The sequence below is a fragment of the Paenibacillus castaneae genome (assembly GCF_002884445.1).
GTDB lineage: Bacteria > Bacillota > Bacilli > Paenibacillales > Paenibacillaceae > Pristimantibacillus > Pristimantibacillus castaneae.
In genome coordinates this window covers 1,056,202-1,075,364 of sequence record NZ_KZ614144.1, presented here as the reverse complement: position 1 = coordinate 1,075,364, position 19,163 = coordinate 1,056,202, and the positions used below count along the sequence as shown (strand labels likewise).

Annotated in this window: 10 protein-coding genes; 3 read left to right on the top strand and 7 right to left on the bottom strand. The window is 44.9% G+C overall.

What is annotated here, in order from left to right; translation table 11 throughout:
• Window positions 1-185: 185 nt before the first annotated feature.
• Window positions 186-1,739, top strand: coding sequence for a helix-turn-helix domain-containing protein (locus CEF13_RS04500; protein WP_102709616.1), 1,554 nt, complete (start codon window positions 186-188; stop codon window positions 1,737-1,739).
• The gene (locus CEF13_RS04495) at window positions 1,736-3,505 is read left to right on the top strand and encodes a sensor histidine kinase (RefSeq protein WP_102709615.1); all 1,770 of its coding nucleotides are present in this window, start codon (window positions 1,736-1,738) and stop codon (window positions 3,503-3,505) included. Before CEF13_RS04500 ends, CEF13_RS04495 begins: the two co-directional genes overlap by 4 nt.
• Here CEF13_RS04495 and CEF13_RS04490 read toward each other — a convergent pair.
• From CEF13_RS04490 to CEF13_RS04465, 6 genes are all read right to left on the bottom strand, one after another.
• The gene (locus CEF13_RS04490) at window positions 3,479-4,474 is read right to left on the bottom strand and encodes a serine hydrolase domain-containing protein (RefSeq protein WP_102709614.1); all 996 of its coding nucleotides are present in this window, start codon (window positions 4,472-4,474) and stop codon (window positions 3,479-3,481) included. The two genes, CEF13_RS04495 and CEF13_RS04490, sit on opposite strands and share 27 nt — an antisense overlap.
• The gene (locus CEF13_RS04485; RefSeq protein ID WP_102709613.1) at window positions 4,471-6,873 is read right to left on the bottom strand and encodes an excinuclease ABC subunit UvrA; all 2,403 of its coding nucleotides are present in this window, start codon (window positions 6,871-6,873) and stop codon (window positions 4,471-4,473) included. The genes CEF13_RS04490 and CEF13_RS04485 overlap by 4 nt, the downstream gene beginning before the upstream one ends.
• A 463-nt stretch (window positions 6,874-7,336) precedes the next feature.
• Window positions 7,337-8,167, bottom strand: a complete 831-nt coding sequence (locus tag CEF13_RS04480) for a carbohydrate ABC transporter permease (protein WP_102709612.1) — start codon at window positions 8,165-8,167, stop codon at window positions 7,337-7,339.
• A gap of 12 nt (window positions 8,168-8,179) precedes the next feature.
• The gene (locus CEF13_RS04475) at window positions 8,180-9,079 is read right to left on the bottom strand and encodes a carbohydrate ABC transporter permease (RefSeq protein WP_102709611.1); all 900 of its coding nucleotides are present in this window, start codon (window positions 9,077-9,079) and stop codon (window positions 8,180-8,182) included.
• 76 nt (window positions 9,080-9,155) lie between these two features.
• On the bottom strand, window positions 9,156-10,469 hold the full coding sequence (locus CEF13_RS04470) for an ABC transporter substrate-binding protein (RefSeq protein ID WP_102709610.1): 1,314 nt from the start codon (window positions 10,467-10,469) through the stop codon (window positions 9,156-9,158).
• A gap of 57 nt (window positions 10,470-10,526) precedes the next feature.
• Window positions 10,527-12,620, bottom strand: coding sequence for an amylo-alpha-1,6-glucosidase (locus CEF13_RS04465; RefSeq protein WP_102709609.1), 2,094 nt, complete (start codon window positions 12,618-12,620; stop codon window positions 10,527-10,529).
• 254 nt (window positions 12,621-12,874) lie between these two features.
• Between CEF13_RS04465 and CEF13_RS04460 the strand changes: the two genes are divergently transcribed.
• Complete coding sequence (locus CEF13_RS04460; RefSeq protein WP_102709608.1) at window positions 12,875-13,885, top strand: LacI family DNA-binding transcriptional regulator; 1,011 nt, start codon at window positions 12,875-12,877, stop codon at window positions 13,883-13,885.
• Window positions 13,886-14,658: 773 nt separating this feature from the next.
• On the opposite strand, the gene CEF13_RS04450 is transcribed toward CEF13_RS04460, so the two are convergent.
• The coding region (locus CEF13_RS04450) for an S-layer homology domain-containing protein (protein ID WP_342352581.1) at window positions 14,659-19,163 on the bottom strand (4,505 nt) is incomplete at its 5' end.

The following is a 19,163-nucleotide window of genomic DNA, read 5'->3' as shown; positions in this document are numbered from 1 at the left end:
AATTTATTCTCTCCTTTGTCGATCGAATAATGATTACGCTTTCAATATACACGTCCGCAAATGTAAGCGTAAACATAATAATCCTACACTTTTGGTCGTTATTCTACACTAGCACTTGCTTCGAGGGTACACATGCATGTACGTTATAATTAATCAAACATAAACTTCTTCCGGAGGTAGGGGCTATGAAAGTCATATTGGTTGATGACGAACGAATCGCCTTGGAGCATATACGAAATCTTCTGTCCTGGGAAGAGCATGGATTTGAAGTTGCAGCAACAGCCTCAAACGGTAGAAGCGCTTTGCGGCTATGCGAGGAGCTTCGTCCACAAATTATGATCGTAGATATCCGTATGCCTGTAATGGATGGCCTCGAATTGATTCGGAACGTTTCCGAGCGCAAATTCGGCGTGAAATTTATTGTTATGAGTGCTTATGAGGACTTTGATTATGCCAGACAGGCCATATCGGTGGGCAATGTTTCCAGTTATTTAATCAAACATGAGGTCGACCGCATGAAGCTGCTCCTTGAGCTTAATAAAGCTAGAGAAGCATGGGAATCGGATGAGAAGCAGAGACGGGCAGGGCGCTCCGAGCAGCTTATGAAATTCGTTACAGGATTAGAAATGGCGACCATCCAAATGGAGAATCAAGCAAAACCGCCCTTCGCCATGCTGCTTATTCATGGGGATTTCCCCTTTTCGGCTGCACCTGCCATCAGCGGATGGATGGAGAGCAGCCAACCGATTCACTGGACCACAGAGGAGATTAATATATGCTCGGAACAGCCTTCTTGGCAGCTGCTTGGCGAGTTTGCGCTTAACCGAAACCAATTCATCGTTTTATTTACCCAAAAAGATAAATCGGCAGCCCTCCAGCGTGAATCTTTCCGAGAGCTTGCTGCTGCCATTCATACTCATCTCCAAGGGCGCTGCCGTCAGAGCTACTCCATATTTTTCTCCTTTCAAAACCAAGCTGCTTCATCGCTTCCCCATGCCTTGCGAAGTATGGAAGCTGCAGCTCGTCATGCCGTCTTCTGCGGAAAGAGCAGGCTGCTGTGCACAGATGAGCTTCTTATCGCCGATCAGGACAACATAAACCTATTGCCTGTTCGAAGCATACATCTCGAAGAGCTAATAGGCGTCATGAATCAGAATGATTCGGAAGGCATTGCAAGCGCCGTCAACAAGCAATTCCAATCTATCTGCCATCCACATTGGAACTTGGCGGCCCTGTATGAACTCATCCATGCTTTATCCGGGCTAGTAAATAAACGTCTTACAGGTGCAGGGCATACGGAATTAGATCCGCTTAACAGCCAAGAGGAAGCCCTCTATCATATCGATCAAATCAAGAATAGATTCATCAAGATTCTTCAGAAGCTATGCTCTGGCAAAAACGAATATGAACCGATCTCCAACAAGCTGCTAAAGGCGCTCCGGTATATTCATGCACACTACCATACGGAAATAAATATAGAAGACGTATCTCGAGCAACAGGAATCAGCGCCTCTTATTTGCATCAATTATTTAAGCGTGAATTAGAGCGTACATTTCTCGATTATTTAACGGAGCATCGAATTATTCAGGCCAAGCGTATTTTGATTCAAGAGGACGCCAAGATGACCGAGGTTTGCGCTAGAGTCGGTTATCGTTCACCGCAGCATTTCAGTCAGGTTTTCAAAAAAACGACAGGTATGCTCCCACATCAATACCGCCAAGGAGGCACTCTATTATGAGGAGCCTCCGTACTGTCATCTTGCTGCGGATCATCATCGTTGCCCTCATCAGCTTCGTGCTGTCCGCAGCATTCACCTATTATTATTACCGGACCATTTTGATTCCGCAAATGATTCATGAGGATGAAACGAAGCTTAACCAAACCGTCAGACAGCTCGAATATATGTCGGACGATATCGCTAAATTTTCATTTTCCCTTATCATTTCAAATCAGCTGCAATCCTTCTATAAAAGTTACGATCAGCTTGATACCTTCGATCAATTCGCCATGGTCCAAGACACATTATACTATCTGGATGATAATAAAGGACTGCGCAAGGAAGTTGTCAGCTTTGCTCTTATTTTGCCCAATGACCGTGTCTTCTGGAGCGAAGCAAGAAATGACAGCTATTTCAGCGAGCATTTGAAAGAAGACTGGTATCAAAACTTTGTTCGTTCAGGGCAGCAGCATGCTTTCACGGAACCGCATGACATGATTATGATCAGCAACTCCGTCATAGAAGGCAAAAGCATTAGTTTTATCGTAAATGTGATGGATATCGAACAGCCGGGACACACGATTGGAGAGCTCATTTTAAACTTGGATTACGACAGCTTTAAATCATTGCTTGATTTCGGCAGTGAAGATTTCGAAGGTTTGCTTTGGATGAACGATGCGGGATATGTCTTATATGAGAAGGAGAATCCTTCAGCAGATACGTCCTTCAGCTCTTCACTTCTTCTAACTGCTTCTGAGAAGAATCAGGAAGGTATCTTCCCCATTTCTGGAGGATATATGCTCATTGATCGTTTCGAGACGAATCATTGGAAGCTCGCCACCTTTATTTCCCAGGCTTCCTTAATGAATAGAGGAAAAATCATCATTTACCTACTCGGCTTTTTCTCTTTGACCAGCACTTCTTTAATCCTTCTCCTCATGATGCCTGCTATCTTCCGCATTACACGGCCTATTATGCGCTTATACCATGCCATGAATGCTGTCTCAAGCGGAAATCTTCAAACGTCTGTTCATATTCAAACCGGAGATGAACTGGAGAAGCTGGGTCAAGGCTTTAACCGCATGACCAATCAGCTCAAGCTGCAGTTAGAGGAATCTATTCGACACGAGAAGGATAAACGGGAGCTCGAGCTCGAGCTTCTACTGTCTAAATTAAATCCTCACTTTGTATACAATACATTGAACGCTGTTATCTATATGGCACAGAAGCAGGGAAATGATGATATTGTTCGAATGGTTGGTTCGTTTATTCGTATTTTGCAGGATGCTGTCAAAATGGAGGGTACACAATCCCTCATTCCGCTCCGTGAAGAAATCGGCTTGCTGCGCGATTATATTGCCATTCAGTCATACCGATATATTGATATGTTCGAGGTTAGGTGGGATATCGAGGAAGATGCCTACGACTGCCTAGTTCCACGCAATCTTATCCAGCCTTTTATTGAAAATGCTATTTTTCATGGGATTTGCCCCAAAGAAGCAAACGGTATTATTCATATTTCTGCTGCTGTCTCAAGAATGAATCTGACTATTCAAATTGAAGATGACGGCGTAGGCATTGAACCCCATCTGCTGCCGGCCATTTGGGATAAAGGAAGCGATATGAAAAACTCCGGTCTTCGGCACATCGGCCTATCCCATACTAAGAAAAGAGTAGAGCATTTATTTGGCAAGCAGGCATCGCTGCGGATTGAGAGTCAGGTGGATCAAGGGACTGTAGTATCGGTGGAATTGCCAAGGTTAAAGGGTGATAGCTTTTCTCAATAAGTTATCTTGAATATCTCTATAAGCCTTGCTCGAAGGGGTAGGAGTAGCTTGAATAACGGAAACAAAATTTTCATGGGGGATTACATTTATCTCCTGTCCCCCAAATCCTCGGCACCCATATCCTTCTTCAGCAATCCACCAAAGATACCCATATCCTTCCTTATTGCTTGCAGAGGAATCTATCGAACCTGCAGAATACGAAGGGGTGACCGCTTGTTTCACATAATCAGCAGAAATGATTTGTTTCCCTTTGTAAGATCCATTTGAAAGAAATAGCTGACCGATCTTGGCCAGATCTCTTGCGGATAAATCAGATTCTTCTTCGCCCCTCATGACACTATAGGAAAAGCCGCATGGGCTTTGAGGCCATATCCCGCTAACAATTTCTAAAGGTTCATACACATACTTTCGGGTAATATCATAGGCACTCCCCCCGTATGCCCTGCCAATTACGGCAGATAGCAGCATGACATCCCATTCCTTGTATTGATTATTCGTACCCGGAACGCTATTCATATCAATATCTGCTATGTGAGAGATCCAGTCGCGGGTTCTCATCATTTGTGTAACCATCGGACAATGATAATGCACCCCGCTATCCCAGTAAATCCCAGATGTCATGCTAAGCAAATGACGTATGGTAATCAGCTTGTGATAGGGGTGTATATTCAATGTGAATTCTCTTAAATAATTGCCGATAGGCTCATCCAAGCTGCTAATTATTCCTTTATCCAGACATATCCCCGTTGCAATAGCGAGAATGCTTTTCCATATGGATTTAATCGAATTTCTGCTATTCTCATTAAACTTATTGTAATATTTCTCAAAAACAATCTTCTCGTTTTTTACAACTAATATGCTGTTAACAAGACGATATCTCTTCTGTTTGAGATAATCATCCATCTGATTGAGAACATAGCTGTCCATCCCTTCATCCTCAGGAGTCGAATGCTGCCATACATAGCTCATCCCTTCACCTTCCTCAAATATTTCCCGATCATTGATTTATGGTTGGATATTAACTCTATTGGCGTGCCTTGCGCGATCACAAAACCTCCATCGCTTCCTCCGCCTGGACCCATTTCAATCATGTAATCGCAGTTGGCCAGTACAGCCGGATCGTGTTCAGTAACGATGATGGTATTTCCTGCATCAACGAGCTGCTGCATGAGTTCAATTAACCGTTCTGTATCGCTAAAAGAAAGACCAGTGGTTGGCTCATCAAGAATGTAAACATTGTCCCGCCCTTTTTCCTTGGAGAGCTCCTTAGCCAATTTGATTCGTTGGGCTTCTCCGCCTGATATGGTTGGTGTTTTTTGTCCAAGCGTGATGTAGCCCATTCCAACACGTTCAAGTGTTTTTAAAGTATTTAATATAAGTTTATCGTATGCCTGAGATTGTTCTTGTCCAAAAAAAACAGCTGCCTCACTTACGCTCATAGCCATAATTTCTTTAATATTTTTCCCTTCAAGCGTAATGCTGAGTGCTTCCTCGATAAAGCCTGTCCCGCCGCATTCCTCGCATTCCATATCCATGAAATTATTAAATCCAAGATAATAATGCTTAAAGCCCTCGCCTTTGCAATTCCGACAGCCGCCTTCGGAATTAACTGTGAATAACCCCGCTGAATAACCGCTTTCTTGCGCTTCGGGAGTTCTGGCGAACATCCCTCGGAGGCGATCAGTAATTCCAGTATAGGTAGCCGGACAAGAAGTTTTACTTCTGCCGATTGGCTTCTGATCGACAACAATGCATTTTTTAATGAACTCCGTACCGAGTACCCTTACATCATCAGCCATAGTTAGCACATCAGTATCATTCTCGTGTACAAATTTGTTTTTCAGCAATTGCTTCAGCTTGGGGACGAGCGTATCATGAATAAGACTCGACTTGCCGCTTCCGGAAACACCCGCGATGCCAACTATAAGTCCAAGCGGTATGGAAACAGTGACATCCTGTAAATTATGCAGATTCGCGTGCTCGATTGTGAGCCATTTTTCCGGGTCAATCGGCTTATAATGATTTTTGGCGCTTAATGTTTTTACCCCAGTAAGATAAGGTGCAGTCCTAGAGGCTGTACAGAAGAGGAATTGTTGATAGCTGCCTTGGAATATTCGCTCGCCTCCATAACGTCCGGCATCAGGCCCAATGTCTATAATATAATCTGCAGCCCGCATGAAATTTTCATCATGCTCGACAGCTACGACGGTATTTCCTCGCTTGACGAGGTTCTGTATGATTTGAATCAGCATTTCTTTCTCTGATTCATGAAGACCGATTGTAGGCTCGTCAAAAATAAAAATAATAGAATCCATTTCGGCAATAATAAAAGAGGCGAGGAAAAGACGTTGAATTTCTCCGCCCGAAAGGGTAGGAACTCCCCTAGATAAAGAAAGATGATGCAATCCGACGTCTACCATACAACGGAGCTTGACAAGCATTTCATCCACTAAATGTTTACCTAACACCGTATTCCTCAGACTTTGCAGAAACATCATGAGCTCGTCTAAATACATTTTTTCGAGCTCTGAGATCGTTTTGCCCCCGAAGGTCGTGTGAAGAGCCTGTTCGCCAAGACCTGATCCATGGCATTTCGGGCATATGACTGCTTCTGCCCTAATTCCCCATAAAATAATTTCTTTATCCACCGAATTATGTCTAGCGTTTTTGTGAGTTGCATGTTTCTGCATTTCATTGAAGAACACAACGGCACCTACAAAGCCTGTTTTCCGGCAGCCGTATTTGAACAACAGCAGCTGTTCGTCCGACAATGAGCCAATCTTAAGATTTACATCTATTTTGTATAATTCACAAAATTTATTGAAATTCCCCCGATGGTGCCTATGCTTCATCAAAAAGCCATCAAATATGTTTTTGATCGGCATATCCGGTTGAATGATCGCCTCTTCGTCAATTCTATGATACCGTCCGCTCCCGAGACATTTCACACACATTCCCTTAGGAGAGTTCTTCTGAAAAAATTCCATGGACAGCGGTAAACCATCATCATACGCAGCATCGCGCTTACCGTAAGTTGCAAATAAGATCGCTAGTAAATTCCCAACTTTCGAGCGTGTTCCTACTGTGCTTCTCGGATTCGACTGACGAATAATACGCTGTTCGACCGCCACTGTCGGAGATAGCCCAGTAATGCTTTCGAAATGGGATTCTGATTCAACCATAAATTGAGTACCTGAGAATAGCAGGTAACGACGCTTGCCTTCTTCAAATAGAGTATCGAAAGCAAGGCTTGATTTGCCGCTTCCCGACACGCCTGTAATGACTGTCAGCTTGTTTCGCGGGATACGTACATCGATCTCCTTTAAATTATGTATACGCGCACCTTTGATTTCAATAAACTCATTCATGGTATCCTCCCTCTTATCACTTCCAGAATCATTTGATAATGCGTAATATATTTTTGATTCGCTCGCTCTTGTTTTTCTTACTCCTATAAATTTATCGTACATATGTTCCGTTGTAAACTTTTTCCTTTAGTTAATATGAGCTAGTTGCATTAACATTTAGCACCTAACAAGACTGCTCTATTATTGTTCAATCTTCACGCATACCCTTTTAGCTCATTTAGATGGAGTTGGTGACTTTAATCACGCGGTCTTCCCCCAATTCGTTCGAGAATTGGTGAATTAGATGGAGATGTACAAGTACGAGCGAATTATGAGATACAACAAAAAAAATAGCTGGAGGATTTCCAGCTACTTTTTTTCCTTCAATATGTTTACTTCTACCATTTCCGACATTTTGTCAACTAACGAAAAAAAGCTCTGCAGATTAATCTGCAGAGCTTTTAACGAACCCATTATTCCGTTGCTATTTACCGCCTGTAAACGAAATTCCTTTAATAAAGAATCGGTTAAAGAACGCGTAGATCAGCAGCGCTGGGAGCGTGAATACCATAGAGGCGGCCATAATATAATTCCAATGGCTGATATACTGTCCTTTAAAGGTATTAAGCCCTAGCGTCAGCGTGAACATCGATTTGTCCGACATAAACATGAGCGGCTTGAGAAATTCATTCCATGCACCCATAAATACGAATATCGTCTGGGCTGCCAGCGCTGGCACAGCCAGCGGCAAGGCAATGCGGAAGAATACGCCGAAGCGATTGAGGCCATCCATCGCGGCCGCCTCCTCCAGCTCCTTCGGAAAGCTCAGGAAAAATTGTCGCATCATAAAGATGAATGTCGCATTCGCCATCATTGGCAGCGTCAATGCCGCATACGTGTTCAGCAAGTCGAGCTGCTTCATGATCAGGTAAGCAGGCACGATAGTTAGTTGGCCCGGAATCATCTGTACCGCAAGAATAAGAATAAACATTACTTTACTGCCGGTAAATTCAATGCGCGCAAGCGCATAGCCCGCCATAGAGTTGAATAAAGTATTGCACACCGTCGCCACTACCGCAATCAATGCGCTGTTATACATCCATCTTAGGAAAAGCGGCTCTTTAACAAAGATGTCATAATAGTTTTGAAAGGTGAATTGTTTCGGAATAAAGTTGATGCCACCTGATACAATCTCGCTTAACGGCTTAAACGAAGAGGACAGCGCCCATAGAAAGGGAGCGACCGTAATACAGCCGTACGCGAATAACAGGAAGTAAAGAATCGCCTTTCCCCATTTGGTTTGTTGAAATACCACCTAATCGCCCTCCTAGTTCAGCTTCTCTTCGGCGAACAGCATGCGCTGAATCAGCGTTACGATCATAATAACCGCAGCAAGCATGACAGCAAGCGCAGAAGCGTAGCCGAAATCGAGATTTTTGAAAGCATATTGATAAATAAGCAGTGCTACCGTCAATGTTGAGTTGTTCGGACCACCTGAGCCTGCCGAGAAAATATAGGACTGATCGAACAATTGAAAAGTACCTATGATTCCCATTACAACGGCGAAGAAAGTTGCAGGCTTAATTAATGGGAGCGTGATAGAAATAAATCTTCTCCAAGCTCCTGCCCCGTCCAGCATCGCTGATTCGTAAAGCGAGTCCGGAATATCTTGCAGCGCAGCCAAGAATACAACCATAAAGAATGGAGCGGTAGACCATATATTCATAAGCATGATCGCCTTCATAGCGACCGCAGGATCTCCAAGCCAGTTATAGCCATGCAAACCGATAAATTCAAGCACTCGGTTAAGTAGACCGTTTGAATTGTATATCCACATAAAAATAAGCGACAACACTGCCGATGAGGTTACAGTCGGCATAAAGAATACGATTCGAAAGAAGTTTTTAAATCGAAGCTTAGCATTCAAAATAACTGCCAGTAAAATGGCAAAAGCCGTTTGTAACGGCACTACAAACAATGCGAAAGATGCTGTGTTCTTCAGTGCAATCCAGGCACGCTCGTCGGCGGCCATCCGAGTAAAGTTTTTAAATCCTACCCATTTATAGCTGACTTCACCAAGCAAATTAACCTTATGTCCCGAAAGATAAAGAGAATAGAATACAGGCAAGAACAAGAACGTTCCAAGCACTAGAATCGTAGGCAGCAGGAACATATAGCCCGTTGCATTATTTCTCAGCTTCTTCTTCCATGAAGAGGCTTGGGTCATACATCATCTTCTCCTTTCGTATCATAATCAAAGAATGAAGGAGGGAGCCATCATGGTTCTCCCCCCTTCAATCCGATTACTTCGCTGCTGCGATTTCTTTATTGGCAGTATCTTCAGCTTTCTTCATAGCGTCTTCCAACTTCGAATTGCCCATAAATGTATCTACGAATTGATTATTAAAGTTGCTCATAACAGTAGGAAGTGTGGAACCTGCTTGCCAAGGCGTTGCATAAGAAGCTCCCGCCACAATCGCACTGCGCAGTTCATCCTTGTCATAGCCTAGCTCTTGTGCAACCGACTTACGAGTAGGAAGCGCGAAGCCTTTGCTTGTCCAAGTCTTCATCCCTTCCTTGCCTGTCAAGAAAGAGATCAATTGCCATGCTGCTTCTTTTTGCTTCGATTCCTTATTCATTACATAAGCAACCGTGAATGCCATTGTACCTTTTGTACCGTTTACAGTAGGAAGCTCTGCTGTGCCGTACTCTAGATCCTTGTAGTTGGACTCCAAGAATGGAATCGCCCAGTTTCCTTCGAATACGATAGAAGCTTTACCTTGTCCGAACATTTCTCCGCCCCAGCCAGCGCCAACTTCTTTCGGCTCGCCGGATGATTTATCTACACTGTGCATATTAGTTACAAGCTCAAGTCCTTTAAGTGCTTCTGGCGATGCGAAAGTTGCATTGCCCTCAGCATCGGACACTTTGCCTCCGAATGCTTGAATCATGAACATTTGACGTGCAAGCTCAGGCGCTACGCCGAAGCCGTAACGAACTGTTTTGTTGCCTTCTTTTTTAGTCAGCTTGATTGCATCAGCTTGCAGCTCTTCCCAAGTTGTCGGAGGAGTCGTGATTCCTGCTTCAGCGAAATCCTTCTTGTTGTAGAACATTGCAAGCGTTGAGAAATCCTTAGGGAAGCCGTAAGATACGCCTTCTTGTTTAAAAGCGTCAACCATAGGCTGCTCAAAGTCTGCAACATCAAATTCTGGTGTCACATAACCGTCTAGCGGCTCAAGTACATTTTTATCAATTAGGCCAGGTGCTTCGAATGCGTCCAAGTAGAAAACGTCAGGACCTTCTCCGCCAATTAGTCTTGTTTTGATAACATCCATGTATTGATCGGCAATAACTTCGTATTTAACCTTCACATTCGGATATTTCGTTTCAAATTCCTTCAGCGTTTGGTTTAACAAATCTTGCTCTTCTGGACTTGCTCCCCAGCCCGCAAGCGTAACGGTAACATTCTCAGCCGTTGGCTCTTTTGCTGGCTCTTGATTTGTGCCACTGTTCGCAGTCCCTGTGTTTGTGTTCCCTTCATTCTTTCCGCAAGCGGATAGCATAAGAACAACAGCTAGCATTAAAGATAAAAGAACGACCCCTGATTTCTTCATCATACATACAACCTCCTAATTAGTGTGAATCTTGTATATATTAAAATAGTGCGTGAAACCTTAAGATATCAGCAGCTCGTAACCCGTCTGATTAGACATTATTTCCACCTCTGGCCCATTTACTCCACGAGTAACGCGCAGGCTGAGAGTGCCGCTGCCAATCTGAAGCTGCTCTACTTTAAGCTCATTCATTCCATGAAGAAGGGATGGCTTAATAGTAATTTGTCGATTTAAGGCATCCGGCTGAAGGCCAAGCAGCGCTTGCACAAATGTAAGCGGTGTTCCAGCAGCCCATGCCTGCGGAGAGCAAGCAACCGGATAAGGAACTGGTGCGCCGAGCGTATCATCATAACCACAGAACAGTTCAGGCAGCCTGTTATATTCAAACTTGTCGGCAGCATCTAGAAGTCCTTGCATCACAGTGATCGCTTCCTCGGAGAACCCGCCATTGCTAAGGCCGATCAAGCAAATGGAATTGTCATGCGGCCATACACTGCCATCATGATAGCTCATTGGGTTGTATCCCGCTGCACCCATGCTCATCGTTCGAATGCCGTAGCCACCAAATAGATCTGGAGCAACAAGGCGCTTTGCAACAGCTTGTGCCCGTTCAGGAGAAGCGATTCCGGACATTAGAATATGTCCTGCATTCGAAGTAACTGAGTCTACACGTTTCTTGTCCTTATCCAAAGCAATCGCGTAGAACTGCTCATCTTCCATCCAGAAGTCGCGTTCAAAGCGAGCTTGAAGCTCTTTAGCGTCTTGCTCCATAACACCCGCTTGCTCTTCATGGCCTAAGCTTCTGAATATAGGTGCAAGTCTGGTAAGCGCCTGATAGACATAGCCTTGAACCTCTACGAGTGCGATAGGCGCTTCCGCATAGTCGCCGTTACGGTGAACAACTGAATCCGCGGAATCCTTCCAACCCTGATTCGCAATACCTTTGGATGACTTCTGATAGTATTCCACGAAGGAATCTTCATCACAGTCGCCGAATTGCTTAATCCAAGCAAGCGCTGCATTTAGATGCGGCATTAATTCGCTTACAAGCGCAGCATCGCCAGTCCAGTGATAGTATTCAGCGGTAAGCAGCAAGAATAGCGGTGTCGCATCAATTGTTCCGTAATAAGGTGTAAATGGAACTTGATTCGTACCAGCCAATTCGCCATACCGAATTTCATGCATGATCTTACCCGGTTGTTCGTCGCGCCACTCATCCTCATTCTGGCCTTGATAAGCTGCCAAAGTAAGAAGTGTTCCCTTCGCGATTGCTGGATTCAACGAAAGCATTTGCAGAGCAGCGATCAGGCTATCGCGGCCGAAAGGCACGGAGAACCATGGCAGACCGGCAACAGGAAATGCTCCGTAGCCAAGATCGGTCAGCAGCACTCGTAAATCTTGAACACCTCGGTGGTACAGCTTATCAAACAGCGGCACATCACTTTGGATAGAAGTAGATGAAGAATTCCAATCCTGGTAAGATGCTCTAAGCTTGCTCATAGCATCATTAGGCTCATGCTGAAGCGGCTCGTTGCCATCTATAATTGGAGCGATAAAGAAAGCGATCTCAACGCTCTCCCCATGATTCAGACCCACATCGAAGTGAAGTTCGCCTGACTCGCCGATTCGGCTTTCTTTGGTATTCCATTTGATCTTAGTCTCGCGCTTCACGTTATCGGCTCCGAGATAGCTGATCACTTTCTCACCAGGCACAACTCGCTCGCCTGTCTTGCTACCAAGATCTCCATATTGGAAACCGCGTACGACGAACATATCAGCGAAATCGGCATCCATTAATACGGAAAAGTCGAATGCAACCGCTTTAGGGTAATAGCTGGTCAGCTTAAATGTTTCGTACAATGCACCCTCAAAAATAAAGCGTGTACGTTCAATTTCAACTGACTCACGCCACAAAATCAACTCGCCATTCTCTTCCATATGCGGATTAGTGAGACGAATGGTGGAGATGTAATTCTCGTCGGCAGCAGATGACAGTAATATAGGTTTCTGATCGTTGATTCGGATCTCCATCCTGCTTAGGAACCGCGTGTCTTTCGTATAGAGACCTTGTCCTGACACATCACCTTCAGGGATGTCTCCGTTCCTATCTGTCATGAGGAACAAATCGTTTTCTTTGATGACTCGATAATCCAAGCTTTTCCCTCATTTCTTTTTTATAGCATTCTTTAGTTACATGCTTTCTATCAAACTTTCTATCCGAAACGTTTCGGAAAAAGGATAAAAAAATATGTGAACTTGCTGTAAGAACGGTTGGTCTAACTATCCAAAACGTTTCGGATAAGTTATAATCGAATTATAAATCATGATGAAAGCATTTACAAGTACGAATTTAAATTTATTTTTGAAAATCAAAAATGACATATTTCCTAACATTCCGGAGGTATCCTATGGTCACCATTAAAGATATTGCTAAAGCCGCGAGTGTGTCCGTCACCACGGTATCTCGTGCTTTGAATGGCTATGATGACGTTAATGAAGGCACTCGTCTCAAAATAAAAACAATAGCTGATGAACTTGGCTACAGCCCTAACATGGCCGCAAGGTCGCTTATCTCGAAGAAGACAAAGACGTTAGGTCTCCTTCTCTCCAACATTACAAGAGACAGCTCTAAAGACAATATCGCTTACGAAGTGCTCTGCGGAATTAATGATCGTTCAGGGGAATTGGATTACGATCTTGTGCTGTTCAGCACGACACCTCAGAAGCAAAGAGTGAAATCATACAAAACGTTATGCCAGGAACGCGGCGTGGACGGCGTCATCATTATGGGGATCAGATTGGATGATCCTTATTTGAAAGAAATCGTATCCTCCGATATTCCTTGCGTGCTCATTGACATAACGCTGGAGGGGCCTTACGTCGGATACGTGACATCGGACAATACAGATGGCGCTCTCGCTGCAGTTCATTATTTACTAGAGTCTGGACACCGTCATATCGCGATGATTAACGGTCATGCCCAAGCGGATGTCAGCTTATTGCGATTAGAAGGCTATCGTCAAGCGCTTGAGAGCTATGGCATCCCATTCGACGAATCGCTTGTTCTGGATGGATTCTTCTCAGAGCAGAAAGGAAAAGAAGCAGCTTGCCAAATATTGTCCAACCGGCCCGAAGTGACTGCTTTATTCTGCGCAAGTGACCTCATGGCGCTTGGAGCAATGCAAGGCGTAAAGAATATGGGTAAAAAAGTACCCGAGGATATTTCCATTATCGGCTTCGACAACATTGATCTGACCGCTTATTGCACACCGGCGCTGACTACAGTCCATCAGCATAAGTACGAGCTCGGCTCCCAAGCGGCTCAAATCCTCATTGAAATGTTAGAGGGAAAAGATACTACTCATCATGTCATGCTTGCGACCGAGCTCATACATAGAGAGAGCGTTCGCAGCATTTAATCACTGTTTTTCAAAAGAACAAAGGAGTCTGCTCTCAACAGGCTTCTTTTTATTTTCTTATCATTCTATCTTCCACTTTAATTCAGTCAATTTCGATTGCAAGAACGCAATATTCTGCTTGGCATACCAATCCGGATCGGATTGACGAGAGTGGAAACCAATTTTCACTCCATTGTGTTGGAGATTCCATTTGGATATCGGTTGCAACCAAATACTACTGATATTCACACGTTTATATACGATGAGGTTGCTTCGAGATTAACTAACTGCAATAGCTACATCTATTTCTTAAATAGGTTTCAGTTATTTGCTTTTAACTGTAATTGCTACTGCTAATTTTGTTCTTTTTTTGAAAAGTGCAGGTTTTTGAAGGGATTAACGTGAGCTTATACAGTTAAATGGACTTTATAGACCCCTGCTCGCTCCATTAGCTGTAGCTTTTACAGTAAGACATCTCATTACCTCTCCCCTTCTAATTCTTGCAATGACCTCCTCATCGTTTCACCAGAGTAATATTCCGGCAGTTTCAAAAATAAATACCTGTTCAACATTCGATTAACGCCATCAACCTTCGGGTCATTGTAATCATGCAAATTTCGCTCAAGCTCATATAATGATCAATTTCAATCCTCCTAAAGGCTCTAGAAAACGCATTTATTTGTTCCTAAATCGCACCACAAAAGCTAGCACTTATATGCATAGTGAATAAAAAAGGTTCCCCCTAAAGTGGGTTAAACTCACTTTAGGGGGAACCTTCACTAAATAAAATCAGACTATATTAATTCAGACTTTTGAAGCAGTCTTTGAACAATTGCTGCAACTTCTGCTCTGGTGATATTTTCTTTGGGAGCAATCAATGCACTGCTCCTGCCAGATACAATACCTGCTTGCAGACAATCGGCAATACTATCCCTTGCCCAAAGGGAAATCTTTTTGTAATCGTTGAAAGGGCTTAGCACTTCTGATGCATCCTTCGCTGCAAGCTTCGCTGCAAGCTCCGTAATCTTCATAGCTTTTGCGATAATAGCCATCGCCTGCTCACGTGTAATCTTATCATTAGGCCGGAATGTACCATCGGTAAATCCGTTAATAAGGTTATACGAGTATGCAGTCTGAATTACAGATGCATACCAATCCGAACTCTTAACGTCCGAGAAAGGCAATTCTCCATTTTCCAATTTCAATCCTAATCCGCGAACGATAATAGCAGCAAATTCTGCTCGTGTTATATCTTCATTAGGATTGAATAGGTCATTTCCAATACCATTGATGACCATGCGCGAACCCATATCATTTACTGCCTCTTTCGACCAGTGCTTGGCTACATCTTTGAATTCAAGCGGATGCCACACAATAGAATACGTGCTGTTCGTCAGACTGTTCACTACCGCATAATATTTACCGTCGATAGTGATCACCTTAGTTGGCACATGGCGAACAGATCCATCTGACTCGACCACAACTCCTGTTGTAATTTTATTTGGGTCTACACCATCCGGTAAGGCAATCGTACGGCCCACATAAGCATCAAATTTGGAAACGTCTATAACCGTCGTTCCGGAAATAGCCTTCACTGTAAAATCAAGCGGCGGTATAACAATACTAAATTCACCTTTAACCGCTGCATTCTCAACGATTTTCACGGTGCTGTTTACTGGAACTGCGACTTCGATTTCAATTTTAATATCTTGTAGGAGTACATTTTTGCCAAGCAGATCACTTATTGCTTTAATATTAATTTGCTCTGCCGGAAGCGTATAAGTTGCTCTTTCCGTCTTAATCTCTAATACAGCTAGCTTGTCTTCCATGTTTTTAATCATTTGACCATTCAATTCAGCTACTACAGCATCAGACTTCAAATTCACTGGAACAGTGACTACCGCATGCAATCCTTCCGCGGATAGTTTCTCATCCAGTTTCTTCTGATCAATTGTAATCGTCGTAACGGTCTGACCATTCACAATTTCAGTTGAAGCAGTCCCAGCCTTCTCAACTTTACCATTTACAAGAACATCCACACCCGATGATTTAGGTGGTTCCGGAGTTACTGGAGGTAAAGTAGGATTCGGTACAGACGGTGTCACTGCTTGAGATGCCGAAGATGAGCTGCTAATTCCTGAAGCATTAATAGCTTTTACAATAAATGTGTAACTTGTTCCATTGGTTAAGCCTGTATAAATAAACGGACTTGAGTTTCCTGTTAATTTAATATTCCCAGGTGAAGCTATTATCTCATAGCCCGTAATTGGGTTGTCTCCGCTTTCTGTCGGGACAGTAAAGGTAATCGTTGCCTGTCCATTTCCAGCCACTGCTGTAACATTCATTGGGGCTGAAGGCGGATTAGGCATAAATGCTAAGGTCGTTTCTGCTCCCGCTGGCGTGCCAGTCGCAGTATCTGCTGCAACACGGACAAGTACCGTGTGCGAGCCTGCCAAGTTTGGCGCATTTGTTCCGTCATACTTCACATAGCTGCCGCCATCTACCTTGAACTCCATTGTCGAATCTAGTCCAACAATTGTGTTCGCAGCATCGTTAGCCGTTACATCTGGCGCCCCTGGCGCTGGCGGATTTGGCGTGAATGTCAACGTCGTTTCTGCTCCCGCTGGTGTTCCGGTTGCATCATCCGCTGCTACACGGACAAGTACCGTATGCGAGCCTGCCAAGTTTGGCGCATTTGTTCCGTCATACTTCACATAACTGCCACCATCTACCTTGAACTCCATTGTGGAATTTAGTCCAATAATCATGTTTGCTGCATCGTTAGCTGTTACGCTTGGCGCTGTTGGTGCTGGCGGATTCGGCGTAAACGTCAACGTCGTTTCTGCTCCCGCTGGTGTTCCGGTTTCATCATCTGCTGCTACACGGACAAGTACCGTGTGTGAGCCTGCCAAGTTTGGCGCATTTGTTCCGTCATACTTCACATAGCTGCCACCATCTACCTTGAACTCCATTGTGGAATTTAGTCCAATAATCATGTTTGCTGCATCGTTAGCTGTTACGCTTGGCGCTGCTGGTGCTGGAGGATTCGGCGTGAACGTCAACGTCGTTTCTGCTCCCGCTGGTGTTCCGGTTGCATCATCTGCTGCTACACGGATAAGTAACGTATGCGAGCCTGCCAAGTTTGGCGCATTTGTTCCGTCATACTTCACGTAGCTACCGCCGTCTACTTTGAACTCCATCGTCGAATCTAGTCCAACAATTGTGTTCGCTGCATCGTTAGCCGATACGTTTGGCGCTGCTGGTGCTGGCGGATTCGGCGTGAACGTCAGCGTCTTTTCTGCTCCCGCTGGTGTTCCGGTTGCATCATCTGCAGTTACACGTACAAGTACCGTGTGAGATCCTGCCAGGTTTGGCGCATTCGTTCCGTCATACTTCACGTAGCTGCCGCCATCTACCTTGAACTCCATCGTCGAATCTAGTCCAACAATCGTGTTAGCAGCATCGTTAGCTGTTACACTTGGCGCTGCTGGCGCTGGCGGATTTGGTGTGAATGTCAGCGTCTTTTCTAAGCCTGCTGGTGTTCCGGTTGTTTCATCTGCTGCAACACGGACAAGTACAGTATGAGAGCCTGCCAAGTTTGGCGCATTTGTTCCGTCATACTTCACGTAGCTTCCGCCATCTACCTTGAACTCCATCGTCGAATCTAGTCCAACAATTGTGTTCGCTGCATCGTTAGCTGTTACACTTGGCGCTGCTGGCGCTGGCGGATTTGGTGTGAATGTCAGCGTCGTTTCTGCTCCTGCTGGTGTTTCGGTAGCATCATCTGCTGCAACACGGACAAGTACAGTATGAGAGCCTGCCAAGTTTGGCGCATTTGTTCCATCATACTTCACATAGCTGCCGCCATCTACCTTGAACTCCATCGTCGAATTTAGTCCAACAATTGTGTTCGCTGCATCGTTAGCCGATACGCTTGGCGCTGCTGGCGCTGGAGGATTTGGTGTGAATGTCAGCGTCGTTTCTGCTCCTGCTGGCGTTCCGGTTGTTTCATCCGCTGCTACACGGACAAGTACCGTGTGCGATCCGGATAAATCCGGCATATTTAACCCGTTATATTTCACATAGCTGCCGCCATCTACTTTGAACTCCATCGTCGAGTTTAATCCAACAATCTTGTTCGCTGCATCGTTAGCCGATACGCTTGGCGCTGCTGGCGCTGGAGGATTTGGCGTGAATGTCAGCGTCATTTCTGCTCCCGCTGGTGTTCCAGTTGCATCATCTGCTGCTACACGGACAAGTACCGTGTGAGATCCTGCCAGGTTTGGCGCATTCGTTCCGTCATACTTCACGTAACTGCCGCCATCTACCTTGAACTCCATCGTCGAATCTAGTCCAACAATCGTGTTAGCAGCATCGTTAGCTGTTACACTTGGCGCTGCTGGCGCTGGCGGATTTGGTGTGAATGTCAGCGTCGTTACTACTCCTGCTGGTGTTCCGGTAGCATCATCTGCTGCAACACGGACAAGTACAGTATGAGAGCCTGCCAAGTTTGGAGCATTTGTTCCGTCATACTTCACATAACCGCCACCATCTACCTTGAACTCCATCGTCGAATTTAGTCCAACAATTGTGTTCGCTGCATCGTTAGCCGTTACGTCTGGCGCTGCTGGCGCTGGCGGATTTGGTGTGAACGTCAGCGTCGTTTCCAAGCCTGCTGGTGTTCCCGTTGCATCATCCGCTGCTACACGAACTAGCACCGTGTGCGTACCGGATAAATCCGGCATATTTAACCCGTTATATTTCACATAGCTGCCGCCATCTACCTTGAACTCCATTGTCGAATCTAGTCCAACAATTGTGTTCGCAGCATCGTTAGCCGTTACATCTGGCGCCCCTGGCGCTGGCGGATTTGGCGTGAATGTCAACGTCGTTTCTGCTCCCGCTGGTGTTCCGGTTGCATCATCTGCTGCTACACGGACAAGTACCGTATGCGAGCCTGCCAAGTTTGGCGCATTTGTTCCGTCATACTTCACGTAGCTTCCGTTGTCTACTTTGAACTCCATCGTCGAATCTAGTCCAACAATTGTGTTCGCTGCATCGTTAGCCGATACGTTTGGCGCTGCTGGTGCTGGCGGATTCGGCGTGAACGTCAACGTCGTTTCTGCTCCCGCTGGTGTTCCGGTTGCATCATCTGCTGCTACACGGACAAGTACCGTATGCGAGCCTGCCAAGTTTGGCGCATTTGTTCCGTCATATTTCACATAGCTGCCGCCATCTACTTTGAACTCCATTGTCGAGTCTAGTCCAACAATCTTGTTCGCTGCATCGTTAGCTGTTA

Excerpts from the sequence above, each read along its gene's own strand:
- CEF13_RS04500 (WP_102709616.1), top strand. The coding sequence starts at position 186 with ATGAAAGTCATATTGGTTGATGACGAACGAATCGCCTTGGAGCATATA.
- CEF13_RS04495 (WP_102709615.1), top strand. The coding sequence starts at position 1,736 with ATGAGGAGCCTCCGTACTGTCATCTTGCTGCGGATCATCATCGTTGCC.
- CEF13_RS04490 (WP_102709614.1), bottom strand. The coding sequence starts at position 4,474 with ATGAGCTATGTATGGCAGCATTCGACTCCTGAGGATGAAGGGATGGAC.
- CEF13_RS04485 (WP_102709613.1), bottom strand. The coding sequence starts at position 6,873 with ATGAATGAGTTTATTGAAATCAAAGGTGCGCGTATACATAATTTAAAG.
- CEF13_RS04475 (WP_102709611.1), bottom strand. The coding sequence starts at position 9,079 with ATGACCCAAGCCTCTTCATGGAAGAAGAAGCTGAGAAATAATGCAACG.
- CEF13_RS04470 (WP_102709610.1), bottom strand. The coding sequence starts at position 10,469 with ATGATGAAGAAATCAGGGGTCGTTCTTTTATCTTTAATGCTAGCTGTT.
- CEF13_RS04460 (WP_102709608.1), top strand. The coding sequence starts at position 12,875 with ATGGTCACCATTAAAGATATTGCTAAAGCCGCGAGTGTGTCCGTCACC.